This window comes from Ralstonia sp. ASV6 (assembly GCF_016429285.1).
Lineage (GTDB): Bacteria > Pseudomonadota > Gammaproteobacteria > Burkholderiales > Burkholderiaceae > Ralstonia > Ralstonia flaminis.
This window is the reverse complement of the sequence record NZ_JAELUI010000020.1, coordinates 15,844-37,579: the sequence shown is the minus strand read 5'-3', so window position 1 is coordinate 37,579 and position 21,736 is coordinate 15,844. Positions and strand designations below refer to the sequence as shown.

At 61.8% G+C, this 21,736-nt stretch carries 26 protein-coding genes; 11 read left to right on the top strand and 15 right to left on the bottom strand.

Going from position 1 to position 21,736, the window contains the following annotated elements:
• Positions 1-16 precede the first annotated feature (16 nt).
• From JHD73_RS05745 to JHD73_RS05730, 4 genes are all read left to right on the top strand, one after another.
• A complete protein-coding gene (locus JHD73_RS05745; RefSeq protein ID WP_199028682.1) occupies positions 17-577 on the top strand; it encodes a hypothetical protein in 561 nt (186 codons plus the stop codon).
• A 64-nt stretch (positions 578-641) separates the two neighbouring features.
• The gene (locus tag JHD73_RS05740; RefSeq protein ID WP_199028680.1) at positions 642-1,052 is read left to right on the top strand and encodes a hypothetical protein; all 411 of its coding nucleotides are present in this window, start codon (positions 642-644) and stop codon (positions 1,050-1,052) included.
• Complete coding sequence (locus JHD73_RS05735) at positions 1,045-1,620, top strand: glycoside hydrolase family 19 protein (RefSeq protein WP_199028678.1); 576 nt, start codon at positions 1,045-1,047, stop codon at positions 1,618-1,620. Before JHD73_RS05740 ends, JHD73_RS05735 begins: the two co-directional genes overlap by 8 nt.
• Positions 1,617-2,132, top strand: coding sequence for a hypothetical protein (locus JHD73_RS05730; protein WP_199028676.1), 516 nt, complete (start codon positions 1,617-1,619; stop codon positions 2,130-2,132). The genes JHD73_RS05735 and JHD73_RS05730 overlap by 4 nt, the downstream gene beginning before the upstream one ends.
• 12 nt (positions 2,133-2,144) lie before the next feature.
• Here the strand turns inward: JHD73_RS05730 and JHD73_RS05725 are convergent, their stop codons facing one another.
• Positions 2,145-2,312: a DUF6726 family protein gene (locus JHD73_RS05725; RefSeq protein WP_199028674.1), complete on the bottom strand. Its 168-nt coding sequence runs from the start codon at positions 2,310-2,312 to the stop codon at positions 2,145-2,147.
• 424 nt (positions 2,313-2,736) lie between these two features.
• Here JHD73_RS05725 and JHD73_RS05720 point away from each other — a divergent pair, with 424 nt between their 5' ends.
• The 5 genes from JHD73_RS05720 to JHD73_RS05700 all read left to right on the top strand — a co-directional run bounded on the left by JHD73_RS05720 (position 2,737) and on the right by JHD73_RS05700 (position 7,434).
• Positions 2,737-3,201 (top strand): hypothetical protein, encoded by a 465-nt coding sequence (locus JHD73_RS05720; RefSeq protein WP_199028672.1) that lies wholly within the window; start codon positions 2,737-2,739, stop codon positions 3,199-3,201.
• A 129-nt stretch (positions 3,202-3,330) separates the two neighbouring features.
• Positions 3,331-3,648: a hypothetical protein gene (locus JHD73_RS05715; protein WP_199028670.1), complete on the top strand. Its 318-nt coding sequence runs from the start codon at positions 3,331-3,333 to the stop codon at positions 3,646-3,648.
• Between the two features lie 80 nt (positions 3,649-3,728).
• Positions 3,729-4,394 carry a DUF1345 domain-containing protein gene (locus JHD73_RS05710; protein WP_199028719.1) on the top strand — a complete coding sequence of 222 codons (666 nt, stop codon included), beginning with the start codon at positions 3,729-3,731 and terminating at the stop codon, positions 4,392-4,394.
• On the top strand, positions 4,391-5,416 hold the full coding sequence (locus JHD73_RS05705; protein ID WP_199028668.1) for an AI-2E family transporter: 1,026 nt from the start codon (positions 4,391-4,393) through the stop codon (positions 5,414-5,416). The genes JHD73_RS05710 and JHD73_RS05705 overlap by 4 nt, the downstream gene beginning before the upstream one ends.
• Before the next feature lie 761 nt (positions 5,417-6,177).
• A complete protein-coding gene (locus JHD73_RS05700; protein ID WP_199028666.1) occupies positions 6,178-7,434 on the top strand; it encodes an MFS transporter in 1,257 nt (418 codons plus the stop codon).
• A gap of 362 nt (positions 7,435-7,796) precedes the next feature.
• Here the strand turns inward: JHD73_RS05700 and JHD73_RS29050 are convergent, their stop codons facing one another.
• The 5 genes from JHD73_RS29050 to JHD73_RS05675 form a co-directional block, all read right to left on the bottom strand.
• Complete coding sequence (locus tag JHD73_RS29050; protein ID WP_233176800.1) at positions 7,797-8,069, bottom strand: hypothetical protein; 273 nt, start codon at positions 8,067-8,069, stop codon at positions 7,797-7,799.
• A 12-nt stretch (positions 8,070-8,081) separates the two neighbouring features.
• The gene (locus JHD73_RS05690) at positions 8,082-8,642 is read right to left on the bottom strand and encodes an HdeD family acid-resistance protein (RefSeq protein ID WP_199028664.1); all 561 of its coding nucleotides are present in this window, start codon (positions 8,640-8,642) and stop codon (positions 8,082-8,084) included.
• 182 nt (positions 8,643-8,824) lie between these two features.
• The gene (locus JHD73_RS05685; RefSeq protein ID WP_233176799.1) at positions 8,825-10,891 is read right to left on the bottom strand and encodes a TonB-dependent copper receptor; all 2,067 of its coding nucleotides are present in this window, start codon (positions 10,889-10,891) and stop codon (positions 8,825-8,827) included.
• Between the two features lie 72 nt (positions 10,892-10,963).
• Positions 10,964-11,380, bottom strand: a complete 417-nt coding sequence (locus JHD73_RS05680; RefSeq protein WP_199028662.1) for a DUF2946 family protein — start codon at positions 11,378-11,380, stop codon at positions 10,964-10,966.
• Positions 11,381-11,441: 61 nt separating this feature from the next.
• Positions 11,442-12,068, bottom strand: coding sequence for a LysE family transporter (locus JHD73_RS05675; protein ID WP_199028660.1), 627 nt, complete (start codon positions 12,066-12,068; stop codon positions 11,442-11,444).
• A 102-nt stretch (positions 12,069-12,170) separates the two neighbouring features.
• Between JHD73_RS05675 and JHD73_RS05670 the strand changes: the two genes are divergently transcribed.
• Positions 12,171-13,037: a LysR family transcriptional regulator gene (locus JHD73_RS05670; protein ID WP_199028658.1), complete on the top strand. Its 867-nt coding sequence runs from the start codon at positions 12,171-12,173 to the stop codon at positions 13,035-13,037.
• A 16-nt stretch (positions 13,038-13,053) separates the two neighbouring features.
• Here the strand turns inward: JHD73_RS05670 and JHD73_RS05665 are convergent, their stop codons facing one another.
• The 5 genes from JHD73_RS05665 to JHD73_RS05645 all read right to left on the bottom strand — a co-directional run bounded on the left by JHD73_RS05665 (position 13,054) and on the right by JHD73_RS05645 (position 15,673).
• A complete protein-coding gene (locus JHD73_RS05665) occupies positions 13,054-13,326 on the bottom strand; it encodes a hypothetical protein (RefSeq protein WP_199028656.1) in 273 nt (90 codons plus the stop codon).
• Between the two features lie 147 nt (positions 13,327-13,473).
• Entirely contained in the window at positions 13,474-13,974 is a 501-nt protein-coding gene (locus JHD73_RS05660; RefSeq protein WP_199028721.1) for a hypothetical protein, read from the bottom strand.
• Positions 13,971-14,312, bottom strand: a complete 342-nt coding sequence (locus JHD73_RS05655; RefSeq protein ID WP_199028654.1) for a hypothetical protein — start codon at positions 14,310-14,312, stop codon at positions 13,971-13,973. Before JHD73_RS05655 ends, JHD73_RS05660 begins: the two co-directional genes overlap by 4 nt.
• Before the next feature lie 15 nt (positions 14,313-14,327).
• On the bottom strand, positions 14,328-14,567 hold the full coding sequence (locus tag JHD73_RS05650; RefSeq protein ID WP_199028652.1) for a hypothetical protein: 240 nt from the start codon (positions 14,565-14,567) through the stop codon (positions 14,328-14,330).
• A 380-nt stretch (positions 14,568-14,947) separates the two neighbouring features.
• Positions 14,948-15,673, bottom strand: coding sequence for a hypothetical protein (locus JHD73_RS05645; protein ID WP_199028650.1), 726 nt, complete (start codon positions 15,671-15,673; stop codon positions 14,948-14,950).
• 165 nt (positions 15,674-15,838) lie between these two features.
• Between JHD73_RS05645 and JHD73_RS05640 the strand changes: the two genes are divergently transcribed.
• Positions 15,839-16,237 (top strand): hypothetical protein, encoded by a 399-nt coding sequence (locus JHD73_RS05640; RefSeq protein ID WP_199028648.1) that lies wholly within the window; start codon positions 15,839-15,841, stop codon positions 16,235-16,237.
• A gap of 155 nt (positions 16,238-16,392) precedes the next feature.
• Here the strand turns inward: JHD73_RS05640 and JHD73_RS05635 are convergent, their stop codons facing one another.
• From JHD73_RS05635 to JHD73_RS05620, 4 genes are read right to left on the bottom strand one after another with little or no spacing between them, the layout of a single operon-like run.
• Positions 16,393-17,163, bottom strand: a complete 771-nt coding sequence (locus JHD73_RS05635; RefSeq protein ID WP_199028646.1) for a hypothetical protein — start codon at positions 17,161-17,163, stop codon at positions 16,393-16,395.
• Between the two features lie 3 nt (positions 17,164-17,166).
• Entirely contained in the window at positions 17,167-18,540 is a 1,374-nt protein-coding gene (locus JHD73_RS05630) for a hypothetical protein (RefSeq protein WP_199028644.1), read from the bottom strand.
• A gap of 11 nt (positions 18,541-18,551) precedes the next feature.
• Entirely contained in the window at positions 18,552-18,938 is a 387-nt protein-coding gene (locus JHD73_RS05625; RefSeq protein WP_199028643.1) for a hypothetical protein, read from the bottom strand.
• 30 nt (positions 18,939-18,968) lie between these two features.
• Positions 18,969-21,686, bottom strand: coding sequence for a type VI secretion system Vgr family protein (locus JHD73_RS05620; RefSeq protein WP_199028641.1), 2,718 nt, complete (start codon positions 21,684-21,686; stop codon positions 18,969-18,971).
• Positions 21,687-21,736: the final 50 nt, after the last annotated feature.

Genomic DNA, 21,736 nt, shown 5'->3' with positions numbered 1-21,736 from the left:
ATACGAAGGAGATTTCATGCTGTTCTACGCAAAATCCACTGGCGGTTTCTACGATTCCGCTATTCATGGCAAAAACATTCCCCTCGATTCCATGGAGGAATCCAATTGGTCGATGACACATGCGCAGCTGATGGCCGCGCAGGCAACGGGGAAAGCCATTACGTCAGATGCCGACGGCAAGCCGATTGCCGTTGATCCTGTTTCGCTTATGACCTTGAGTGAGATTCAGGCAGCGCAGAAGGCCAAGGTTGATGCTCTATGTGCGGCGGCATTGAGCGCAGGTTTTGATTCGTCCGCGCTTGGAGGGGCGCATAGCTATCCATCGGAAGACACCGATCAACGCAACCTGCAGAACGCAGTCAGTGCAGCAGCCATCGCATCGTCAACCTGGACCACCCCCATCTGGTGCGCCAGCAACGACGCCTGGTCATTCGCCCCACACACCGCAGCCCAGGTCCAGCAAGTCAACGCCGACTGGCTCGCCTACCGCGTCGCCGCCCAACAGAAGTACGCCGGCCTGATCGCCAAGATCAATGCCGCAACCAGCGTTGAAGAGGTGCAAGCCATCGACTGGTAACCACCGCCATCTCAGCAATACAGCCCGCCATTGCGCGGGCTTTTTTTATTTCCGGGGGGAACCGATGTCTGAACCTATCAGTAGCAGTGCCGCGGCGGGGGCCGCGGGCGCGGCTGCCTTCAAAGCCATCGGTGGGCCTGCGGCCGTGGCGGGTTGCGCCAGCGCGCTCGCCACCATCGTCGTGATGGTGATGACGTTGCCGCGCGCGCGGGGCGAGTGGGCCGTTGCGCTCATCTCCACCGTCATCGCCAGCCTGAGCGGCGGCGCTGCCGTCATCCAGTACTTCGGCATGGCGCATTGGATCGGCACGGTCAACGGCGCCTTGGCGCTCGGCGGCATTTACTTCGCCTGCGGACTGCCGGGCTGGGCGCTCGTGCGCTGGCTCTTCAATTTCATCAACAAGCGACGCGACGATGACCTTGCTGAGGTCGTCGACGACGTGCGCGAGACACTGAACAAGGCACACCATGGCTGAACCTCTTCTGACGGCTGCACAACTACGGACCATCATGCCGAACGCAGGCTCACGCGCCGATGTGTTCGCGCCCATCCTTGCCGATGTGCTGTTGTTCCGGCAGATCAACACGCCTGTGCGTATTGCCGCGTTTCTGGCGCAGGTCGGGCACGAGTCAGGGCAGCTGCGATTCTTGCGTGAACTGTGGGGGCCGACGCCCGCACAGCGCGGCTACGAGGGCCGTGCAGACCTGGGCAACACGCAACCGGGCGACGGCAAGCGCTTTCTGGGCCGTGGCCTGATCCAGATCACCGGCCGCGCCAACTATCGTGCGTGCGGCATTGTGTTGGGGCTGGACCTGGAAGCGCAGCCCGAATTGCTCGAACAGCCCGCGCACGCAACTGCATCGGCAGCGTGGTTCTGGTTGCGTGGTGGGCTCAATCGCTTTGCGGATCAGGACACCGAAGCCGCCTTTGTGGAGCTGACCCGCCGCATCAACGGCGGCACCAACGGCATCGATGACCGACGCGCATTGTGGTCGCGCGCCCGCGCTGTTCTTGCAACCCATGCGGGAGTCGTCACGCCATGAGCCTGCTCGATCCCCGCTTGTGGGGCGGTGCCATCCTGGCGCTGGCCCTGACGTTTGGTCTTGGCTACGGCATGGGTGATCTGCATCGCATGCGCGAGGAGCGTACGGACGCCCTCAAGCATCAGGTTGCCGCGGCCAAGACCGAGACCCGCCAGGCTGAAGTCACCGCCCAGGTTGCCGACCAGGCCACGCGGGCGCAGACCCAAATCCAGACGGTCTTTCGAGACCGCATCCTCTATCGCGATCGCGAGGTACCCCATGAAGTCGTTGTGCGCGACGATGCTGCTTGCCGTATCCCTGGCCGCTTTGTCGGCATGTGGAACTCCGCCAACCGTGCCGAGCTTCCCACCACCGCCGGCCTCCTTGATGAGGCCCCCAGTGGCGTTGTCCTCTCTGACGTTGAAGCCCAGCACGAGCGCGAAGCCGAAGCTTTCCACGCCAACGCCCAGCAACTGAAGGACCTGCAGGATTGGGTGGTGCGGCAGGCGGGTATTGCGAAAGCGCAGGAGTGATGCGCGGGGTGGTCAGTCGATGATGTCGGCGCAGGCATCGGTGGGGGCCGCCGCCACGTGCCCCACCAGCGGCACCATCTTCAGCCCCGCCGATGCGACCCGGCAAGGTGCCGCCACCACACCACAGCCGGAGAGGAGTGCGGTGCCAATTAGGGCGATGGCTAGCAGAAGGCGTTTCATCGTGTGTGGGGCAGGAAGGGGCAGAAGCGATGTCGCGCAGTGTGACACAGGCCCGCCTACAAACCTGTGCGTGTTTGTATCGGGAAATGACAATCTGTGCGGCGCATATGCCGTTGGTGCGCCGCAAGAAAGTGAAGCCATCCCAACCGTTCGGCGGGCGTACAAAGCTGACTTTTTTCAAAAAAGTCACATCTCCAGTTTGCGCAAACAAACCCGCTAATCCTTTCTGTAAGCCACAAAACCAGCGGTGATGCGGGTTTTCCCGTAATTTCTAATATAGCAACAATAAATTGTTTGTCGCGACATTTATTGTCTGAACAGGCTCGCCTACGATGAGTCCATCGAATGCGGCGCCGCAGCGAAACAGTCCAAGAGAAGTACCGGATACCTGCCTGACGCGCTGCGCCCATCTGGAGAAGACATCATGAAAGCCCAACGCACCCTGATCGCTGCCCTGATCGCCCTGGCCACCGTGCCCGCCCTGGCCGCTACGAAGTTCGACGTGTACACCCAAGGCGCCGCAGCCGGCCAACGTTTTGACGTCTACACGCAAGGCGCCAAGGCAGGCAGCAAGTTCGACCCGTACACCGAAGGTGCAAAGGTGGGCGACAAGTTTGATGTGTACAGCCAAGGCGCGCTGGCCCGTGCCGGCAAGTTCGACACCTACACGGAAGGCGCCAAGGCCGGCAGCAAGTTCGATCCGTACACCGAAGGCGCACTGGCCCGTGCTGGCAAGTTCGACACCTACACGGAAGGTGCCAAGGCGGGCAGCAAGTTTGACCCGTACACCGAAGGTGCACTGGCACGTGCTGGTAAGTTCGACACCTACACGGAAGGTGCCAAGGTTGGCGACAAGTTCAACACGTACACCGACGGCGCCAACGTCTGAATGCGCTGCCGGGGCGAAGACGCCCAGCGCACGTGATGTGTAAGAACGCCCGCGTTTGCGGGCGTTTTTGTTTTTGTGAACCGATATAGTGTCGTCGCGTCTGATTGGCATTTACGCCTGGAGCCCCCGATGACCCCTGCCCGCCGCCTTGTTGGCAAAACCCGTTCTACGCTGTGCATCGCTCTGGCTGCGGCGGCCGCGATGCTGGCCGGTTGCACCACCTTCGTCACCCCCGGTCCGTTCCAGATCACCGTGCGCGATACAGATGACACCGTGCTTGAGCAATTCGAGTTCCAGGCCGGCTCATCGGACTCGCTCGACATCGCCATGGTCGGCATGTGCCGCGTCTATCCGGCGGCCATCATCACTGCCGAGCATCTGAAGACGCACGAGCGTGTGAAACAGAAGTGCAAGCGTTCATTCGCGTCGATGCTCATGTCGTCCTGAAGCGGCCCTGAAACGGCGTTGGGCGTTCAAGCCTGAGCAGCTACCATGTCGCCTTGCCAGAACGCACGCAAGAGGCCCATGTGAACCCGCAGGACGAGTCCTTCCCGATCTCCCGATTCGCCTCTTCGCGGCCGCGCCTGCTCGGCGCATTCGCGCTGGGCACCGTTGTTGCTGTGCTGATACCGACCGCGCATGGCTGGCTCACACGCGCGCTGCTTGGCTGGGACGTTGCCGTGTGGACGTATCTGGTGCTGGTCTCGGTGATGATGCTCAAGGCCGACCCGCGCCGCATCCGCGCGGTGGCGCGCCGTGAGGATGAACGTGCCTCGGCGGTGCTGGCCGTTGTTTGCCTGGGCGTCGTGGCGAGCATGGTGGCGATTGCCTTCGAGCTGGTCACGGCCAAATCGGCGGGGCATGCGCAGGCCTGGCACTACGCGTTGACCGGCGTGACGGTGCTGGGTGCCTGGCTGATGGTGCCGATGATGTTTACCGTGCACTACGCGCATCTGTACTATCGCGTGCCGAACGAGCCGACGCTGGTGTTTCCCGACCGGGAGATCGAGCCCGATTACTGGGATTTTCTCTACTTCTCCTTTACGATCGCGGTCGCCAGCCAGACGGCCGATGTTGCCATCCGCTCGCGCGCCATGCGGCGGGCGGTGCTCGGGCAGTCGCTGCTGTCGTTCTTCTTCAATACGAGCATCCTCGCGCTCTCCATCAACATCGCTGCAGGCCTGTTCTCATGACGATGCTTCCTCCGCCCATGCATTCCCGCACCATTGATACCGTCAGCTATGTGCTGGTAGCCGCCATGATCGCGGCCGTGTTGTGGCTGCATTTGCTGCCGGCCGCCATTGCCGGCTTTCTTGTCTACGCGCTCGCGCGCAAGCTGGAGGCACGTCTGCGCGAGCGGCGCACGCTCACCAAGAGCGCCAAGGCGATCGCGGTGATCGGCGTGTTCCTGATTGCGGCACTGATTCTTGCCGGGCTTGGCATCGGAATCGGCCGCCTGGTCGAGCACGGCCACGGGCTTGAAGGCATGCTGACGCGCATTGCCGACGTGCTCGACAACCTGCGTGAATCGCTGCCCGCGGCGGTGGTCGACTATGTGCCGCAGTCCGTGTCCGAGTTGCGTTTGCAGCTCGTGCAGATGCTCAAGGAGCATGGGCACCAGGTGTCGACCATTGGTATCGACGGGTTGCGTGCCAGCGCGCTGATGCTGGTCGGGCTGATCCTGGGGGCGATGGTGGCGTGGTCGGATACGCCGGATCCGGCACGTCACAAGCCGCTGGCTGCGGCGTTGCTGAACCGATTGGGGCGGCTCACGGGCGCATTCGAGGCCGTGGTGTTTGCGCAGGTGAAGATCTCCGCGCTCAACACGGCGCTGGCGGCCATCTACCTGTTGGGGGCGTTGCCGCTATTCGGGCAGCACGTGCCGTATTCCAAGTCGCTGATCCTGTTGACCTTCGTGGCTGGGCTGATTCCGGTGGCAGGCAACCTGATCTCCAACACGGCCATCGTGCTGATGAGCGTGACGGCGTCGCTGGAGCTAGCGGTGGCGTCGCTGGTCTTCCTGGTGGTGGTGCACAAGCTGGAGTACTTCGTGAACGCGCGCATCATCGGCAGCCGCATCGATGCGCGCGCCTGGGAGCTGATCCTCGCGCTGATCGTGATGGAGGCGCTGTTCGGGGTGGGCGGCGTGATTGCCGCCCCGGTGCTGTACGCCTATATGAAGCGTGAGCTGACAGACGCCGGATTGATCGGATAGCGCCTGTCTGGCTTGTGAGGGTGGCACCGCCAGCGCCCCCGCGCTGACGGCATCGGCAGAAAAGAGCGCGCCCTACGGGACGAGGGGCGCGCAATAACTCGCTGACCGAGAGACGTCAGCGAGCCGAGGGTCGGTACACGGGGAACGGATGGCGGGCGACAGATGCGTGGCGTTGCCGGTCACGTCTACGGCTTCGGAGGTCACGAAGCAGCAGATGACGCGGTCGTCGAGCAAGACCTGGTAAAAAAGGTCTCCCATCGCGCGACAGTGCGTTCCCGTTATCAGGATTTTCATGGCTCCCCCTTCCATGGCTGGCCGGTGTGCGGCGGCCAAGTCCTGGGGCGCCAGTCACCGGTTCGGTGCGCAGATCGTGCGCGTGCTCTTGCTGATGTGCTGAGCTGAGCATGCGCCGGGTCCGTCTGGCTGTCGGTACTGGCGCCGTTTGCGCTGCTTGCGTCGTACCGCAGTCCATGCTGGCGAGTATAGAAAGCGCCTCCTAGCGAGCCATGCTACGAACGGACGAGCCTCGTGCACGAAAATGGCTAACAGGTTAGCTGTCTGCCGAGGCAAGCGCGGTGCGGGTTTGCGGAAAACCGAGTGGGGATTTTGGTGAAGCGGCGTGGCGTGTGGTGACGCTTTTGCCCCGACAATAATTTGTCTGATTCGCGCTAATCATTGTCGAATTTGCGGCAACAAGCCTGCACTGTTTGAGCGCATGATTGAGCGCTCCTCGCTTGAACTTCTATCTCCGCAAAACCACCATGCAAAACATCGCAAACGGCACGGCCGCTGATTTGGCCAACCCCGCGGCCACCACAGCCGCGCAGGCCGACAAGACCGGCTTTGGCGTGATCGGCGCCATCAGCTTCGCGCACTTCCTCAACGACATGATGCAGTCGTTGATCCTGGCGATCTATCCGCTGCTCAAGGGCAACTTCCATCTCGATTTCTCGCAGATTGGGCTGATCACGCTCGTGTATCAGATCACGGCGTCGCTGCTGCAGCCGATGGTCGGGCTGTACACCGACAAACATCCCAAGCCGTATTCGTTGTCGGTTGGAATGGGCTTTACGCTGGTGGGGCTGCTGCTGATGTCAGTGGCCCCCAACTTTGGCACGCTGCTGCTGGCGGCCGCGCTGGTGGGGACGGGCTCGTCGATCTTCCATCCGGAATCGTCGCGTGTGGCGCGCATGGCTTCGGGCGGCAGGCACGGTCTGGCGCAATCGCTGTTCCAGGTGGGCGGCAACGCGGGTAGCGCAATGGGTCCGCTGCTGGCGGCGCTCATCATCATGCCGTACGGCCAGCACAGTCTGGCGTGGTTCTCGATTGCGGCGCTCATTGCCATCTTCGTGCTCTACCACGTGGGTGGCTGGTACAAGCGTGAACGTGCTGCTGGCCACGGCCGCAAGGCAGGCGGCCGCGCGCATGCGGCGGTCAAGCTGTCGGGCCGTCAGGTGGCGTTTGCGATGACGCTGCTGGTCGTGCTGCTGTTCTCCAAGTATTTCTACCTGGCAAGCTTGAACAGCTACTACACGTTCTACCTGATCACCAAGTTCCAGCTGTCGGCGCAGACCTCGCAACTGTTCCTGTTCCTCTTCCTGTTCTCGGTGGCGGTGGGCACGATTGTGGGCGGGCCGATCGGTGACCGCGTGGGCCGCAAGGTCGTGATCTGGGTGTCGATCCTGGGGGTGGCGCCGTTCACGCTGCTGCTGCCGTACGCCAACCTGTTCTGGACTGCGGTGTTGACGGTCATCATCGGGTTGGTGCTGGCGTCAGCGTTCTCGGCCATCCTCGTGTATGCACAGGAGTTGATTCCCGGCAAGGTGGGGATGGTGTCGGGCATGTTCTTCGGGTTTGCGTTCGGGCTGGGCGGGATCGGTGCCGCCGTGCTTGGCAAGCTGGCAGATGCGACGGATATCTTTCATGTCTACCACCTCTGCTCGTTCCTGCCGCTCATCGGCCTGCTGACCGTGTTCCTGCCGGACATCGAGCGCAAGCAGCGTCTGCAGACAGCTTGAGGGCTCACGAGGATTGCGTTGCGCGGCGTCTGCCAGCAGCGCAATCACTTCACTGTCTTCGGTCTGATCGAAATTGCCGTAGTACTGCCCGACGGCCTGGAAGCTGAAGTCGGGAGGCGCGATGAGGCACAGGCCTTCATCCACTTCAGCGCGCAGCGTGTGCCACGTGGTCTCTGGCGCGGAGGGAACCGCCAGCACCAGGCACCCGGGTTTGGCACGGCGTACCGCAGCCAGGGCTGCGCGCATCGTCGCCCCGGTTGCGATGCCATCGTCTGTGACGATGACGGTTGCATCTGCCAGCGGCAACGGTACGACGCCGTAGCGTGCGCGGCGGCGCTCCAGTTCTGCCAGCGCTTGTGCCGTCACGTTGTCCAGATACGCGCTTGCGAAGGGCCGATGGCATTGAGCAGTTCAGTGTTCCATTCGATATGCGGCGTTAGACCCGCTCCGCAATTGGCCAGCGCGCCGAGTGTTGTACTCAACGCTCGCGCAACCGCATAGCCGACCGGCACACCGCCGCGCGGCAGTGCCAGCACGATGCGCGGCGCGGGCAGGTTGAGCGCTGTGATCGCAGCGGCGAGTTGCCGGTCGGCATCTGTGCGATCACGGAATCGATCACAAAAAGGCGCGCCCATGACGACACGGCGCTAAGCGAATGCCCGAGCCGAGCCGCTGCGGCCCCACTTGCGCACACGCAGCGCTGCAAGGATCAGCGCGATGCCCCACACGATGGCCCACGCGCCAATCCACCACAGTACGGCCAACACACCCGCCTCGGGCCGCCACAGCAGGAAGCCGGCCAACAGCACGCTGGCGATGCCACCAAGGATCAACCACCATTCGCCGTGCAGTTCTTCACGCAGGCGCACGGCCACCACGATCTGCAGCACGCCCTGCGCGAGCAACCACGCGGCGATGTACAGCAGCAGCCCCAGCGCAGTGACGGCCGGATTGAACAGCGTCAGTACACCTACCGCCACACCCAGCAACCCCTGCAGCAAAGTGGGCCAGCGATCGTGGCTGCGATGTTGGCCGCCAAAGGACGTTGCCAGCAGCAGGCAGCCCTCCACCAGCGCATAGATACCAAACACCAGAACCAGCGCAGCCAGCGTTGCCGCCGGCACCATGAATGCGCCAACACCGATGGCCAACGCACACAGCCCGCGCAGCGCGAGCACCCACCACAACTTGGAAAGCGCATGCAGCATGAACAACACTCCTTGGTCGAAAACGAAAAGCGACCGCGCGCCGGGCGCGGCGTGCGATCGCTGATGGTTCCAAGGTAGTGCAGGGCGCTACGAGCCTCAATGCAGGCACGGTGATTTTGTGCGCCTGCAGGGTCACATTTGGAGAATTTCCTCGCGCAATGTGCATGCGGCGCAATACCGCGCTACATCTTGATGCTCACGCGCGCCCACGCGGTGCGCCCCGGTTCGGGGATAGGCGTGCGTGCCGGAAAGCCGAAACCCGCATCGCCTGCCAGGTTCAGGTGCTCGGTGTAAGCCTTGTTCAGCACGTTGTCGACGCCCACCGCCACGCGCACGGTCTTGCTGATGGCATAGCCCGCATGCAGCGACAGCACACCAAAGCCTGCACTCGGCCCGAAGTCTTGACCGACCACGTTGCCCTGGTTCAACGCGTAACGGTGCTGTGCCGCCGCCACGCGCCACAGTCCGCCAGCTGACCACGGCCCGCGCTCGTACTCCACGCCCAGGCGCAGGTCCAGCGGCGGCATCTGCGGCAGCGGCTGGCCGGTGCTGCTGTTGCGTCCCCACGCGTACGCGAGTGCACCGTCAACGCGCCATGCATTGCTCACGCGCCATGTTCCGCCGATCTCGCCGCCAGCAATGCGAGCATCTACGTTGGTGGCTTGTGACATCGGCCCCATCATGCCGGGGCGGTAGTTGAAGAGAATGAAGTCGTTGACCACACCCGCATACGCCGACACCCACGCATCAAAGCGTGCGCTCTTGTACTGCGCGCCCACGTCGAGTTGCGTGGTCTTCTCTGGCCGGATGGCGGAGAACGCGTTGACGGAGCCTGTCGGCCCCATGCTCGGCGAAATCAGTTCCCAGTAATCCGGAAAGCGCTCTGCATGACCAACGCCCGCATACAGCGTGGCGGGCATGCCGGACACGTCGTGCTCGTAGCGCACGAAGCCGCTGGGCAACGTGCGCGAGCGATCTTGGCCCGCGGTGGGATTGGGGCGGCTGCCCATCATGCTGCTGATCGATGCACGGTCGTCGCGGGCGCTGGCCTGGTCGATACGCGCGCCGGCAATCACGCGTTGGCGCTCGGTTGCAAACCAGGTGAGTTCGCCAAAGCCCCCCGTGTTGAAGAAGCTGGCTGCAGGCGTCCATGGCTGCGTGCTGTACGAGATCATGTCGGTGCCGCTGCGTGAGCGCAGACGGCTCGTCTGCATGTCCAGGCCGGTGACGAGCTGCAGCGCATCAGCCCAACGCAGTGTGGCCGCCACGCGCCCACCGACCGTGCGTCGGCCCACGTCGGCAGCCATCCCCATCGGCATGCTGCTCATCGGGTCGGGTTTGCGCAGCGTGAAGTTGTCCATCACATGGTCGGCATCGTTGTAGTAGACCTGCGCCTCGATGCGCTGCAGGATTTCACCGATGTGCGATTTGTCAAAGCGCAGGCCCACGCTTTCGCGACGGAAATGCGCCCCGTCCATACCGCGCCCCGCATAGCGTGCATAGCCGTCGCCGGTGCCAGCCGTCAGCTCCAGGCGCGTGTGGTCATCGGGCGTGAGGCCGAGCGCGGCGTCGACGTTCCACTTGTCCCATTGCGAGGGAATGGTGTTGCCGTTGCCGTCTTTGTAGTCCTGCTGGTGTGCGTGGTTGGCGGTGATGCGCGCGTAGGCGTCGGGCGTGCCGGCGGTGAAATCGGCGTTCTGGTCATTACGGCCGAATGAGCCTCCGACCACGCTGCCGTCAAAGCGCGTGCCGGGCTCGGTAAAGCGTTTGGTGTTGCGCTCGAACAGCACCGTGCCCGCCGAGCCGACGGGTCCGTAGATCACCGATTCCGGTCCTTTGATGACCGTCAGCTTGTCGTAGCTCTCGGGCGAGATGTACGACGTGGGCGCGTCCATGCGGTTGGGGCACGCGCCCAGCATCGATGTACCGTTAGTCAGAATGTTCAGCCGCGAGCCGAACATGCCGCGCAGTACCGGATCGCCATTGGTGCCGCCGCTGCGGATGGACGTGAAGCCGGGGATGGTCTTGAGGTAGTCCGCGCCATCGCTGGCGGGCAATGGCTGACGTGGGGATTTCGGATCGGTGACGATGGTGAGCGGTGACGACGGCGCCGGTGCAATCACCATCGTGGTCGCTAGGTCGAACGCAGGTGGGGTGGGCTCCGCCGCGCGGGCGGCGGACATGGACGACAGCACGGCAACCGCCAGGGCAATGGCGTGCCGGCCGGAATGTGGGTGATCCAGCATCATGAAGAAGACGAAAAGGGTGAAGCCCGCCGCCGCATTCACGGCGCGGGCGAAGGTGTCTTGGGATGGAGCGGATCAACCCAGCGGTGGGCCGCGGGCGCGCCATTGCGGCGCAGGTGTGGCAACGCGAGGGGTGAGGATGTCCGGTGCGCTGATGCTGCCCAGCAAGGCCGGCGCGTTGGGTGCATCGATATCGAGCGTGGGCGCGATATCAGCCATGACGACACACGCGCCACAGCACGCCGGCGCAGACATGGATTGCTCGACACGCTTGCGCTCACCCGGATCGGACAGCGGAATGACCATCACGCCCGTGCCGTGCGCGGAGCACAGCACCACGGGCAACTGCTCGGCATGCGCGCGTGCGGCATGCGCCAACGGCATCCATGCGGTTGCCAGCAGGTAAGCCCACAGCAGTACCCACGCAACCGCGCGCCCACCGGCAAGATGCAGGCGGGACGCAGGTTTCCAGGCGAGGTGGCGAGCGGACATCGCCCGAGGATACTGCCGGCTCAGCAATCGCTAACTTTGCTGCGACGCCGTGCCGCAGGCGCTACGCCAGCCGAGCGAACCCCAGTGCCAGGCCCAGCCCGATCAGGATCACGCCGATCACGCGATCGACCATCTGCTGCCGTGCCAGCAGCGAACGCCGCAACGCGCCCGACGCAAACACCATTGCCACCAGCGCAAACCACGCCGCGTGCGCGACCGACATGAATAGGCCATAGCCGAACTGTGCTGCCAGCGGTGTACCCGGGTGAACAACCTGCGTGTACGTACTGACGACGAACAGTGTCGTCTTTGGGTTGAGTGCGTTCGTGAGAAACCCCATGCGCAGCGCCGCGCCCGCCGACAGCGTGTGGCTGCCCGAGCCGTCATCCGCTGTCTTGCCCACGGGCATCGGTTTGGCCGACAACGTCTTCCAGCCGATCCACACCAGATAGGCCGCGCCGACTAGCTTGATGCCGTGCAAGAGCGCCGGCGCATGCGCAATCAGCAGGCCCACGCCGAACATCGTGTAGAACACGTGCACCTGCACGCCCATTGCAATACCCAGTGCGCAGAGCACACCAGCACGCCGGCCATAGAGCAGGCTGTTGCGCGTGACCATGGCGAAATCCGCCCCTGGGCTGATGACGGCCAATATCGTGATGACGGCAACGGCAAAGAGTTCGGCCATGTCAGGCACTCGAAGGAAAGTGGGGATGCGCCGATTCTGGGCGAGCGGGGCATCGCTGAAAATCGATTTATGATGCGGTTTTTCAGTGAGAAAAACTGACAGATGGCACTTCCCCCACTGAATACCTTGCGTGTGTTCGAGGCTGCAGCGCGACACGGCAGCTTTGTGCGCGCCGCGCAGGAGCTGCACGTGACACATGGCGCTGTCAGTCGGCAAATTCGGCAGTTGGAGGAATCGTTGAGGGTTGACCTGTTCGAGCGGCGCAACCGGGCCGTCTTCCTGACGCCGGCGGGAGAGCAACTGCGCTTGGCGGCTGCCGATGCGTTCTCCATCCTCACAGAAAGCATTGACCGGATTGCACGCCGCGCAACGTCTTCCGCACTGGTGGTTTCGTGCGAGCCGACGTTGGCAATGCGGTGGTTGATCCCGCGCCTGTCACGCTTTCAGGCGCGGCATCCTTCCATCCAGATCCATCTGTTTGCGGCAGGTGGGCCGATCGACTTCGCGCGCACCGGTGTGGATGTCGCCCTGCGCCGCAATGACTTTGCATGGCCAGCACATGTGCATGCCGAGTCCATCTGCGAAGAATGGATTGGCCCCGTGCAGGCGCCGCATGCCGATGCCGTCGCACGCCGTCGTCTGCTGCACACGGCCACGCGCCTCGACGCCTGGCAGACATGGTGGCGCGTCAGCGGCATGCCGCGCCCGCGCGGGCGGTTGCCCGAGGCGCGCTACGAACATTTCTATCTGAGCTTGCAGGCCGCATTGGCCGGGCAGGGCACAGCCATCGCGTCAAAGCTGATGGCTGGTGATGATCTGAAAGATGGGCGGTTGATGGCGCCGGACGGCTTCCAGCGGGATGGATCTGCGTACTGCCTGCTGTCGAGCGTGCCGATTGCACCCGACAGCCCGGCCGGCGCGTGGCTAGCCTGGCTGCGCGAAGAGACCGCCGCGTCTTTGGCGGACTGACGCGGCGTTTGCAGCCTTACGCCGCCGCGTGCCGGCCAGCCCCCAGGATGCCGCGGATAGTAGCGAGATACGCCTCACCCACGGCACGATTGAGTGGCCGTGCGCGCGAGGTGCGCTGATATGGCGGACGCGCCACACCCAGCGTGCGACACACCTCTGACACATACGGGCGACCGTTCCCTTCCATGCGCATGACGACTTCGCACAGGGCTTGATCGCCCAGGCGGTTACGCAGCCACGCTACGGTTTGGCGGTCGTACTCGTTCTCGATGCGGATCAGGTCGTCCATGGCGTAACTGTATGAATGTACAGGTACTGTAAATATATACAGTTATTTGTGGAATTCAAGGACGGTGTTGGGAAATGGCTGAATTTGTTTGAGGGGCCTTGGGTTTGCTGCGGAGCCGGCAGGTGCCGGCGCAAATCATGGTCCGACTTAGGAAGCGACGTACTCGAGATACAGAACCCAGTGCCCAGTGTCCATCGGGATGGCAACGGCGCGCTTGGTTGGTCGAGTCGCCAGACGGGAAACGTCATAGGCAAGGCCGCCCGTCTGAGAGAAGACGTTGCTTAGTGCAACGCTTTCGGAATCCGAGAGCCATGCGCGGATGAAGGCATCCGGAATCGGTTGACGCTCTGTATAACGCGGCTGGTCAATGATGCGCTTGCTATCGGAGGGCGACAGCGTGACGGCGGCAATCAGTACCACGTAGTCGGTTGGACCTGGCGGGCTACGGCCATCGGCATTGCCCTCCGGAAGCGTGGCAAGTTCAAAGCGAGTGGCTTTGGGTGGCATACCCAGTCGGATGTATTGCGCGAGAGACGCGGTGTCCGTACTTACGCGCGAGTCATCCCGACTGCACCCGACGATCGCAGCAGCGATGCACAGCATGGCCAGCCATCGCAGGGCGATGTATCGAACTGTGATGGCAATCACGGCGTATCCAATCTGTGTCGAGCGTCTGCGCCAACGGGAAAGGCTGTCAGCGGATCGATCGGGAACGGATCGGTTGTCCGTTGCGACTCCAGTTTGACCCCTTCCACATTCACGTAGACCTTGTAGCGCACGAAGCCTTCCGGAAAGGCTTGGTCGTAATAGAGAGCGGTGCCTGCCGGCAAGGTGGACGGTGGTGCGTTTGCGGAACCGCCACTGAGTACCAGAGGGAACTGGAGTTTGTGGACGAGCGGGCGTTGCGTCTTCTGATATGCATACAAGCTCAAGCAGCCGATCAATGCGCCGAGCAGGGTGTAAGCGATGGCAGTTAACGCTTTCATGGATACTGCGCCGGCTCAGTCCGTAATCGTGTACATCGCAGTCAGTTGCCAGGCGCTGCCGCTGGCGGCGAACGTGACGGAGGTTGCAGCAGAGACACTGGCCAAGTATGTGATCTTGATGTGCTCGCCGTCGGGTTCCACCTCGGCATCCCACGCGGCGCCGGCAACGGGCTTAAGGCTCGTGCGAGGGGCCTCATGACTTGTACGATCGTCGAAGCCACTCGATTCTGTGGTGATGACAATCCTCTCAGGCATGTTGCGGTATAGCTTGCCGGCCGCCGCACGGTTGTTTCCACAGAGGTAGGTTCGGGCGAGATCCACCAAAGCTTGTGGATTTCTGCCGTGCGCAGCTTGATGGAGCGAATACCGAAGATGCTTCCAAGGTGTGGGGCTGCAGACTGACGCGTATTCGCTGCCGTGGATGGTGTGGGAGGGGAAGGGTCGCGCCTGTGCGACTTGCGTCAGACACAGGCCAAGTAGCGTAAACAGTGTGGTCGTGCAGCGTGTCAATTTCATTCTTCCGTTGCTCCTTTCTTCTGGGCCATTCCTCGGCTGAACTGCCCGCAGCCACGAGGGTTTGCAGAGGCGGCAAAAGGCGCGCACGCTCGTCGCCACGCGAGCGGAGCGGACACCGCTCAACGATCGGCCTTGACCGTCAGGGACTGCAACCACTGCTCAAGCTGGGCTTCGCCTTCTTCATCCAATTGCCCGGAAAGCACGCCAAACCATTCGACGATCGCTTCGTCTGGCAGATTTGCCCTGAGGATGGGCAGGCTGATTTCCAAGAAGCTGGAGAAAAAGGGAATACCGCGCATGTAGAGGAAGTGCGTGTCGGTAATCCGGACATGCGCATAGACATCGCGTAGCCAAGCCAGATAGGGCAGCGCCTCCGCCATATGCCCGCTTTGCTTGAGTGCGGAGACAAACTGGGTGCGAGCGGTCACGCTGGAGAGTTCGTGCGTTTGCTCGTTGATCTCGTCAAACTTCATCAACCAGGCTTCGCCGCGATCAAGTTCGTCGCACATCACCGAGGTGGTTGCCAGTTGCAGCGCGTTGTGCGCACTAGGCTCCTGGTTGAACAGCGCCAGCCAGTAAGGGAAGGCCTCGGGGTAGCGGCGCATGTCTGAATAGGCGAGCGCGCATAGCCGGTTGGCGTCGGCATGGCGATCCACGTGAGGGGCAGCGGCAGCGATCGCCGCTTCGTGCCGTCCCTGTTGGTAGGACTGTAGAGCGGAGGCGAGTTCCGGGGCGATGTCGCCGGAGGTGTTGCCTTCGTCTTTCGCCGGTTGGGGAGCGTCGGCAGCCGTTTTAGTGGTCCTGTCTTTGGCGCTTCGCCCAAACAGTTTTTCTAGAAAACCCATGGTGTCTTGTTTCTGAGGTTGGAGGGCTGGGCAGGGCTAGAGTCTCGGCTCGCACTGATCGCTATCCCACTGTCAGATGGTGCTGCCGTCGTCGGTGGTGAACATTGGCGTCGTCTCACTTAGCTGGAAACACTGCCGTGAATTGGCTGCTACAGGCGTGAGTCAGTGGTCACCGTGCGGGTAAGCATCGCCCGCAGGGGGCTGCCATCCTCATTCGATTTCTTCGACGTAGGCTCCGTCACGCAAGAAGACACGCAGACGGGTTGGGTGACGGCCATCCCACTCGGCTTCCCCCTTTCCAAAGTCGAAACTGAAGAATCGATCAGGTTGGCCACATCGACTGATGATCTGGTGAATGGGTTGGCCGACAAATTGCATCGGATGGGAGATGACGTAGTCGATCGCATTCTCACGACGGATCCTTTCAGTCTTTACTGCGGCGTACGCGGTAAGGAACTGGCGAATCGCGTTGATCACTATTCGGCTTCCTTTCAGAATTGCGGTCCGCCCTTCATCGCCATGTTTGGAGGTGCCTTCAGCGCATCCATCGCGCTTCAGGTTTGAGCGGTCAATAGATTATGCGAGCGGGGCAGATCTGCATTTGCGTGCACTAAGACTCAGATCTCGGTACTCGACTCGTCATCGGCGCACGATTGGCTATCGTGCTTGCCGCTCACGAAGGTAGGCAGTGCTTGCGTGTGGTCGCTGTTGGCTGAGCGCTAGTTGCCAGCACTTCTGAGCGCTGCTTCCTTCTTCTGGCTCTCTTCGTCGCAATAGCGTAGGCATTCACCGGACTCTTTATTAATGGGGCTGACTGGATCGCTGAAATACTGAATGGACCAATAAAGATATGGGGTACTTATTTTTTTGAATCCCGGATATGTGATGAAATCTTGACCGTTGATTTTTATCTTTATGGCTTTGTCACAAGTTCCATCGAGAATGTACGTGTGAATTCCGAGTGGTGCTGGCTTTTGATGCGCGACGGGGTCCACGTCTCTTAACGGACAGACGTTCCCATTCCAGCTGCGCACCATGCCGTGCGGTATAAGAGCTGCGGTATACCCTGCGTTACTTTCGTCAAGCTCTCTTATTCGGTGAAAAATCTCTGCGTTCTCCCATACGGGCTTGCCTCGCGCAAATATTTGCCGCATCACATAAACATCGGAGTCATAGCGGCCGTCAGGATTTTCACTGTCATATACAATTTTCCCGTTGTGATCAAATTCTAGGAGTTCTCCGCTGGGACCGGTATATAGGGCTCGAACAGGCCAGTTTTCTGGTTTCTTCCCAAAAGCAGGAAGGCTCCTTTTTTCTATAAGGAATTTATTGAGATTCTGACTTTTTATAAGCTTAGAAGGTTTTGGTGGCACGGTGTACCAAATTCCCATTTCCTCATCGCGGTACTTGTTTGGTGTTGCCGTAGCTTTGATGCTCAGGGTGAGAAAAACGATCGCCGTAAGGAGGGTCAGTTTTTGCTGGGAATTCATGATTTATGGCTGATCTATTCCAACGGTGACGTGGACATGATGTATGTGTCCGGCATCTGTGACGATGAAGGTGGTGTTTCCGCTAAGTCCAACCTGCGCGCGAGTGAGGGGCCATGGACCGCCGAGCCACCCAAGACGCCCACTCGCACGCTCCTCGGCTAGGTATCTATGGAAGGCCTTTGAGAGCATGCGTGCGTGTTGAGCAGAAGCATTGATTGGGGGCTGAGGGTTCGCGGGGTTGTTGTTGCCTTGATTCACGTGAAGATGGATAGTTGCGGACGCGGTTTCTGTCGGTGATATGTCGACTAGGCCCGTCAAGTATTTCAGATCCAGTGCGAGAGAGTAACGATGGAGGGTCGAGCCTTGATGAGGGCGCCATGTGCTGGAAACTATTGCGTTGGATAAGCGCAGCGTAGCCATGGATTGCCACCACCAGTCGAACACGTTCGGATATGCCTTGCGAAGGCACTCACTCGCGGTCATGTGCGTATTGTCTGCAAAGCCGAGTGTCTGACGGCCTCCAGCGGTTGCACCGACTTCAAACTCGATCGTTCTTCCATCCAACTCCAGTCGCCGACCATGTTGTTCGAAAACCGTGAGTTGCTCGCCATAGATCAACTCCAGTGCGGCTCGGCTTGTGCTCGATGTGACGGCCGCATGCGATATTCCATAGCACCGGCTGACATCGCTCCACAGCTGATTGGTGATGCGGTAGTTGCCTAAGTCAAGCGGTGTTGCTGCTGAGGTATGTGCCTGGGTTAGCGTATGTGGCGTAGTGCTGGCTGCGGGGTAGAGATTTGCGGCGCGACCAAGTGTGTTGGGTAACGCTTGCCGTACCTGGAAGACTTGCGGATTTCCGGTAGCGGTAACCTCCATGTCAAACCAGGGTTGAACCTCTCTTGTGCTGTCTTGCCCGGTAGGCAATTGATGATAGGGAATCTCGAACGCTGCCCCAGCCTGGAAGGTACGTGTAGGTTCTTTTACATATGCCCGATAGCGGCCAGCGCCAGGTATGCCGAAACTGGCTCTTCCGGTTGATGCGATGACGCCAGTGCTAAGAACGGTCCAGAGGTTCCCATCCTGTGCCACCAAAATGTAGGGCAGCTTGCTTGCTACGCGCGGCTGCCCATTCTCCTCATTCATCGTGACAGTCACCCGCACCCAATACCGCTGCACCAACTGCACCGTTGTCTGCAGAATATTGTTCCCATTCGTCTCACTCTGTACCTGCTGAGCTGGGATTTGCTGTTGCTCCGTATTGTTCCCAGATGTCTCACTCTGTACCTGCTGAGCAGGGGCTTGTTGCTGCTCCGTATTGTTCCCATTCGCCTCACTCTGTGCTTGCTCAGCGGGGACTTGCTGTTGCTCCGTAGCCATGTAGTGAATCCTTAAGCTGCGCCGTGCAACGCCAGAGGCATGGGGCTGGCAGTGCTGTTTGCAGAGACGGTAACGCGCTTGCGCTGGCCGTCCTCGAGATTGAAGGCACCGATGTTCTTCCAGGAACCGTCTCCTTTTTTTACTTCAATGGAGACGCGTACCGGTGCCTTTGCGGAAACCACCCAGTTACCGTGATCGTGCGCTGCTGGTGTGTCGGGCGAGTGCAAGTGGAGCGTCGGCAGAAAACCTTGTGCATCCGTAGCGCCGGAGAAGGATTTGCTGCCGGCGGTCACACGCACAGTCAAGCCGGAGATTGCTTGGCCGAATCCGTGTTCGAAGTAGAGCTCGGCGCTACCGCCGGCGTGGTCATGATCGTGGCTAGGTTCGTCGCTTGTCATTGCTGGTGCACGTGCATATCTGTCGGGTCATCAGCAGCCACAGCCGCTTTCTTCGATGGTCTCTTCGCTGATTGTCCAGCCGCCACGGCCAATGTAGACCGTGGCATTTGCCTTGTCGCTTGTAACGACGGGGCTCTTGCCTGATTGGTCCGTAATGCCTTCGGCAAGTACCGCGCCGTCTGCACCAACGATTTTGTACGGAACGTCGGGTATGACCTTTTCGCCGTGATCGACCAGTTGCAGTTGGCCTTTGTATGGTCCCAGTTGCAAAGCGGGCAATGCCACCATTTGCGCCGGTTGTCCTCCCGGCCCAACCAGCGGATGCCCCGCCCCCTTCACCGACAACAAGCCCGACGTCTCAAACGTAACCGCATTCCCCTCGAGCCGGATCATCGAATCCCCGCCATGCAGCACGATGTTCTGCTGCGCGAGGATCTCAACGGAATCCGCAGAGGAAGTCACGGTGACAGCCTTGTCCGCCAGCACGGTCAACGCATCGGTATGCGCCTGGATCGACACCGGCCCACCTTCAGCAATCGCGCGAATGCCGTTGCGCTGCGCAAACAGGCTCACGCCCTTGGCGGCAGCGGCCGCCACGACGTTGCCGACAGCCAGGTGCCAATCCGCCTGCGCGGTGCCGTGCAGGTGGCGACCCGCATAAACCGTAGTGGTGGCCTGTGAGGCAAGCGCAATGCTCGAAGGCGACTCCGCCACCAGCAGCGGCTGCCCGAACTTGTCGACCGGCTGCTGCGAATCCTGCCCGTTGACGTTGCTGGCGTAATGCCCGTCCTGCGACGGATCGAGCGCCTTGTCGATCGGCTCAAACGCCTCATTGGCTGCCAGCGGCAAGGCGTGCTGGCTGGATGCCGCATCGGACAGACGCTGCGCGGTCTTTTGCGCGGCGGTGAGCTGCCCGCGCGCCTCATGCGCATCGAGCAGCGTGCCGCCGGCTTGCGCCCGCGCGGTGGTCGAGAGCAGCAGGCCCGCGCCCGCACGCACCACAGCCCACGCATCGGTGCGCATTTCCGCACCTGTGCCGCGCCAACTGCCACGGTCGCTGCCGGTGGCGCCATGCGAGGTCACGTAGCCGAGATTGAGCTGGCTGTTGGCGGTCGAGCTGGCCAGGCGCGTGCGCAGTTGGCCCGGATGATCGTCGACCACCCACTGGTTGTAGCCATCACCGCCCAGCCCCTGGGAGTGCCAGCCGGACAAGGCTTGCCCAAGCGGCGCATCGGCGGCCGGCCAGGGCAGGGCGTCCTGCGTGTTGTGCAACTGCATGGCGACCATCGGCCGGTCGATGTCGCCGTCAATGAAGGTGAGCAGCACTTGTGTGCCCGCGCGCGGCAGGTGGTTGCCGCCCCAGTTGGGGCCAGCACTGGAGGTAGCCACGCGCACCCAGGCGGTGACTTGCGTGCGGTCGCTGCTGCCGGGGTCGGAGAAGGCGTTGACTTCCGGCGCGCGCAGCCATGGGAAGCGCACGCGTACGCGGTGGTCGCGGTCCGTGGTGAGCGGGGCGCCATCATCGGCGATGACCACTGCAGCCTGGCCTTCCGGGGCGGTCGGGCGACGGCGATACGCGGGCACGATGGGCGCCTCAGCCGGCACGGCGACGAAACGATTGCGGTAGCTGCCGGATTCAATGGCTGTGGTACCCAGCAGGCGCGCGATGTCGGTGCCGAGGTTGTTGGCAGCCTCATGTTCGACCTGCAACGTGACGAACTCGCTGTGCTTGCTGTCGAAGTGCTGCGTGAGCTTGAAGCGTTGGCCGGCACCCAACTGGCGTACGCTGCCCTGGCCTTGGTAACGCAGGAAAGCGCCTTCGTGGGCTTGCATACGCAGCTTGGCCGCAAGGCCGGCACCTTGCGCGTCGGTAAATTGATACGGGCCGGAGGCTTCAAAGCTCTCCAGCGTGGGCAGTTCACCGCCGGTGTCGTTGGCCGTGGCTTGGCCGGAGGTGGCGGCCAGTGCTTTGTAGTCCCACGATGCCAACGTTACGGCATTGGTGCCGACACTATATGTTTGCGAGAAACGTTCGATGGCGTCTTCGCTTTCTGTGGCGTCCACGCGGTGGAAGCGGATGTCGGATTGCGCACAGGCGGGCCGCTCAGCGTCGTTGTCGAAAATTACAACGGTATGCCGCGACTGCGCATTGTCCTGCTGCTTGTCGTCGCTCTGTTGATGCTCGATGCGGAACGAGAGACCCTCTTCCGCCAGCAGGCGCATCACGAAGGCGTAGTCGGTTTCGCGATACTGGCAGCAGATCGAGCGCTTGGCGCACGGCTGGCTCGCGGCAATCTTGTAGTGCGCAACCGGGTACTCGGCAAAGACCTCTTCGATGATCTCAAGCGCCGTCTTGTTCTGGTAGACGAAGCAATCGCTACGGGTGCGTAGGCGATCGAGCCACGGCACGATGCGCAATCGATAGCGCGCCAGCCCCCCGTCACCGCCCAGCGATGCACAGTCCGCTACGTAGCCGTGCCATGCGCGCCAGCGGCCGTCAGCCTGCATCAGGCGCAGCGTGGCTTCTTGCGAGGCCAGCTTGACCGTATCCAGATGGGCAGACGGGCTCAGGCAATCGACCTGCAGCACGAACGAGGCCGAAACCGCCTCGGTCGCGGTAAAGCGCTCCACGACGAGGTTGTCGGAAGCGAGCGCCGTCTCGATGGTGATCTGGCGGGTTTGCTGCCCGAGCAGTGCGCCCAGGACAGCTTGTGGCACAGCGGCCGGCAGAGTGGACAAAGGCTTCATCGGAGCAGCGTCGCGATGGATGAGGATACGGGGTCAGCGGGCTGGCGCGG

Excerpts from the sequence above, each read along its gene's own strand:
- JHD73_RS05725 (WP_199028674.1), bottom strand. The coding sequence starts at position 2,312 with ATGAAACGCCTTCTGCTAGCCATCGCCCTAATTGGCACCGCACTCCTC.
- JHD73_RS05715 (WP_199028670.1), top strand. The coding sequence starts at position 3,331 with ATGACCCCTGCCCGCCGCCTTGTTGGCAAAACCCGTTCTACGCTGTGC.
- JHD73_RS05620 (WP_199028641.1), bottom strand. The coding sequence starts at position 21,686 with ATGAAGCCTTTGTCCACTCTGCCGGCCGCTGTGCCACAAGCTGTCCTG.
- JHD73_RS05735 (WP_199028678.1), top strand. The coding sequence starts at position 1,045 with ATGGCTGAACCTCTTCTGACGGCTGCACAACTACGGACCATCATGCCG.
- JHD73_RS05675 (WP_199028660.1), bottom strand. The coding sequence starts at position 12,068 with ATGGCCGAACTCTTTGCCGTTGCCGTCATCACGATATTGGCCGTCATC.
- JHD73_RS05635 (WP_199028646.1), bottom strand. The coding sequence starts at position 17,163 with ATGAATTCCCAGCAAAAACTGACCCTCCTTACGGCGATCGTTTTTCTC.
- JHD73_RS05645 (WP_199028650.1), bottom strand. The coding sequence starts at position 15,673 with ATGGGTTTTCTAGAAAAACTGTTTGGGCGAAGCGCCAAAGACAGGACC.
- JHD73_RS05705 (WP_199028668.1), top strand. The coding sequence starts at position 4,391 with ATGACGATGCTTCCTCCGCCCATGCATTCCCGCACCATTGATACCGTC.
- JHD73_RS05670 (WP_199028658.1), top strand. The coding sequence starts at position 12,171 with ATGGCACTTCCCCCACTGAATACCTTGCGTGTGTTCGAGGCTGCAGCG.
- JHD73_RS05745 (WP_199028682.1), top strand. The coding sequence starts at position 17 with ATGCTGTTCTACGCAAAATCCACTGGCGGTTTCTACGATTCCGCTATT.
- JHD73_RS05700 (WP_199028666.1), top strand. The coding sequence starts at position 6,178 with ATGCAAAACATCGCAAACGGCACGGCCGCTGATTTGGCCAACCCCGCG.
- JHD73_RS05730 (WP_199028676.1), top strand. The coding sequence starts at position 1,617 with ATGAGCCTGCTCGATCCCCGCTTGTGGGGCGGTGCCATCCTGGCGCTG.
- JHD73_RS05680 (WP_199028662.1), bottom strand. The coding sequence starts at position 11,380 with ATGTCCGCTCGCCACCTCGCCTGGAAACCTGCGTCCCGCCTGCATCTT.
- JHD73_RS29050 (WP_233176800.1), bottom strand. The coding sequence starts at position 8,069 with ATGGGCGCGCCTTTTTGTGATCGATTCCGTGATCGCACAGATGCCGAC.
- JHD73_RS05685 (WP_233176799.1), bottom strand. The coding sequence starts at position 10,891 with ATGATGCTGGATCACCCACATTCCGGCCGGCACGCCATTGCCCTGGCG.
- JHD73_RS05665 (WP_199028656.1), bottom strand. The coding sequence starts at position 13,326 with ATGGACGACCTGATCCGCATCGAGAACGAGTACGACCGCCAAACCGTA.
- JHD73_RS05655 (WP_199028654.1), bottom strand. The coding sequence starts at position 14,312 with ATGAAAGCGTTAACTGCCATCGCTTACACCCTGCTCGGCGCATTGATC.
- JHD73_RS05740 (WP_199028680.1), top strand. The coding sequence starts at position 642 with ATGTCTGAACCTATCAGTAGCAGTGCCGCGGCGGGGGCCGCGGGCGCG.
- JHD73_RS05720 (WP_199028672.1), top strand. The coding sequence starts at position 2,737 with ATGAAAGCCCAACGCACCCTGATCGCTGCCCTGATCGCCCTGGCCACC.
- JHD73_RS05630 (WP_199028644.1), bottom strand. The coding sequence starts at position 18,540 with ATGGCTACGGAGCAACAGCAAGTCCCCGCTGAGCAAGCACAGAGTGAG.
- JHD73_RS05625 (WP_199028643.1), bottom strand. The coding sequence starts at position 18,938 with ATGACAAGCGACGAACCTAGCCACGATCATGACCACGCCGGCGGTAGC.
- JHD73_RS05650 (WP_199028652.1), bottom strand. The coding sequence starts at position 14,567 with ATGCCTGAGAGGATTGTCATCACCACAGAATCGAGTGGCTTCGACGAT.
- JHD73_RS05690 (WP_199028664.1), bottom strand. The coding sequence starts at position 8,642 with ATGCTGCATGCGCTTTCCAAGTTGTGGTGGGTGCTCGCGCTGCGCGGG.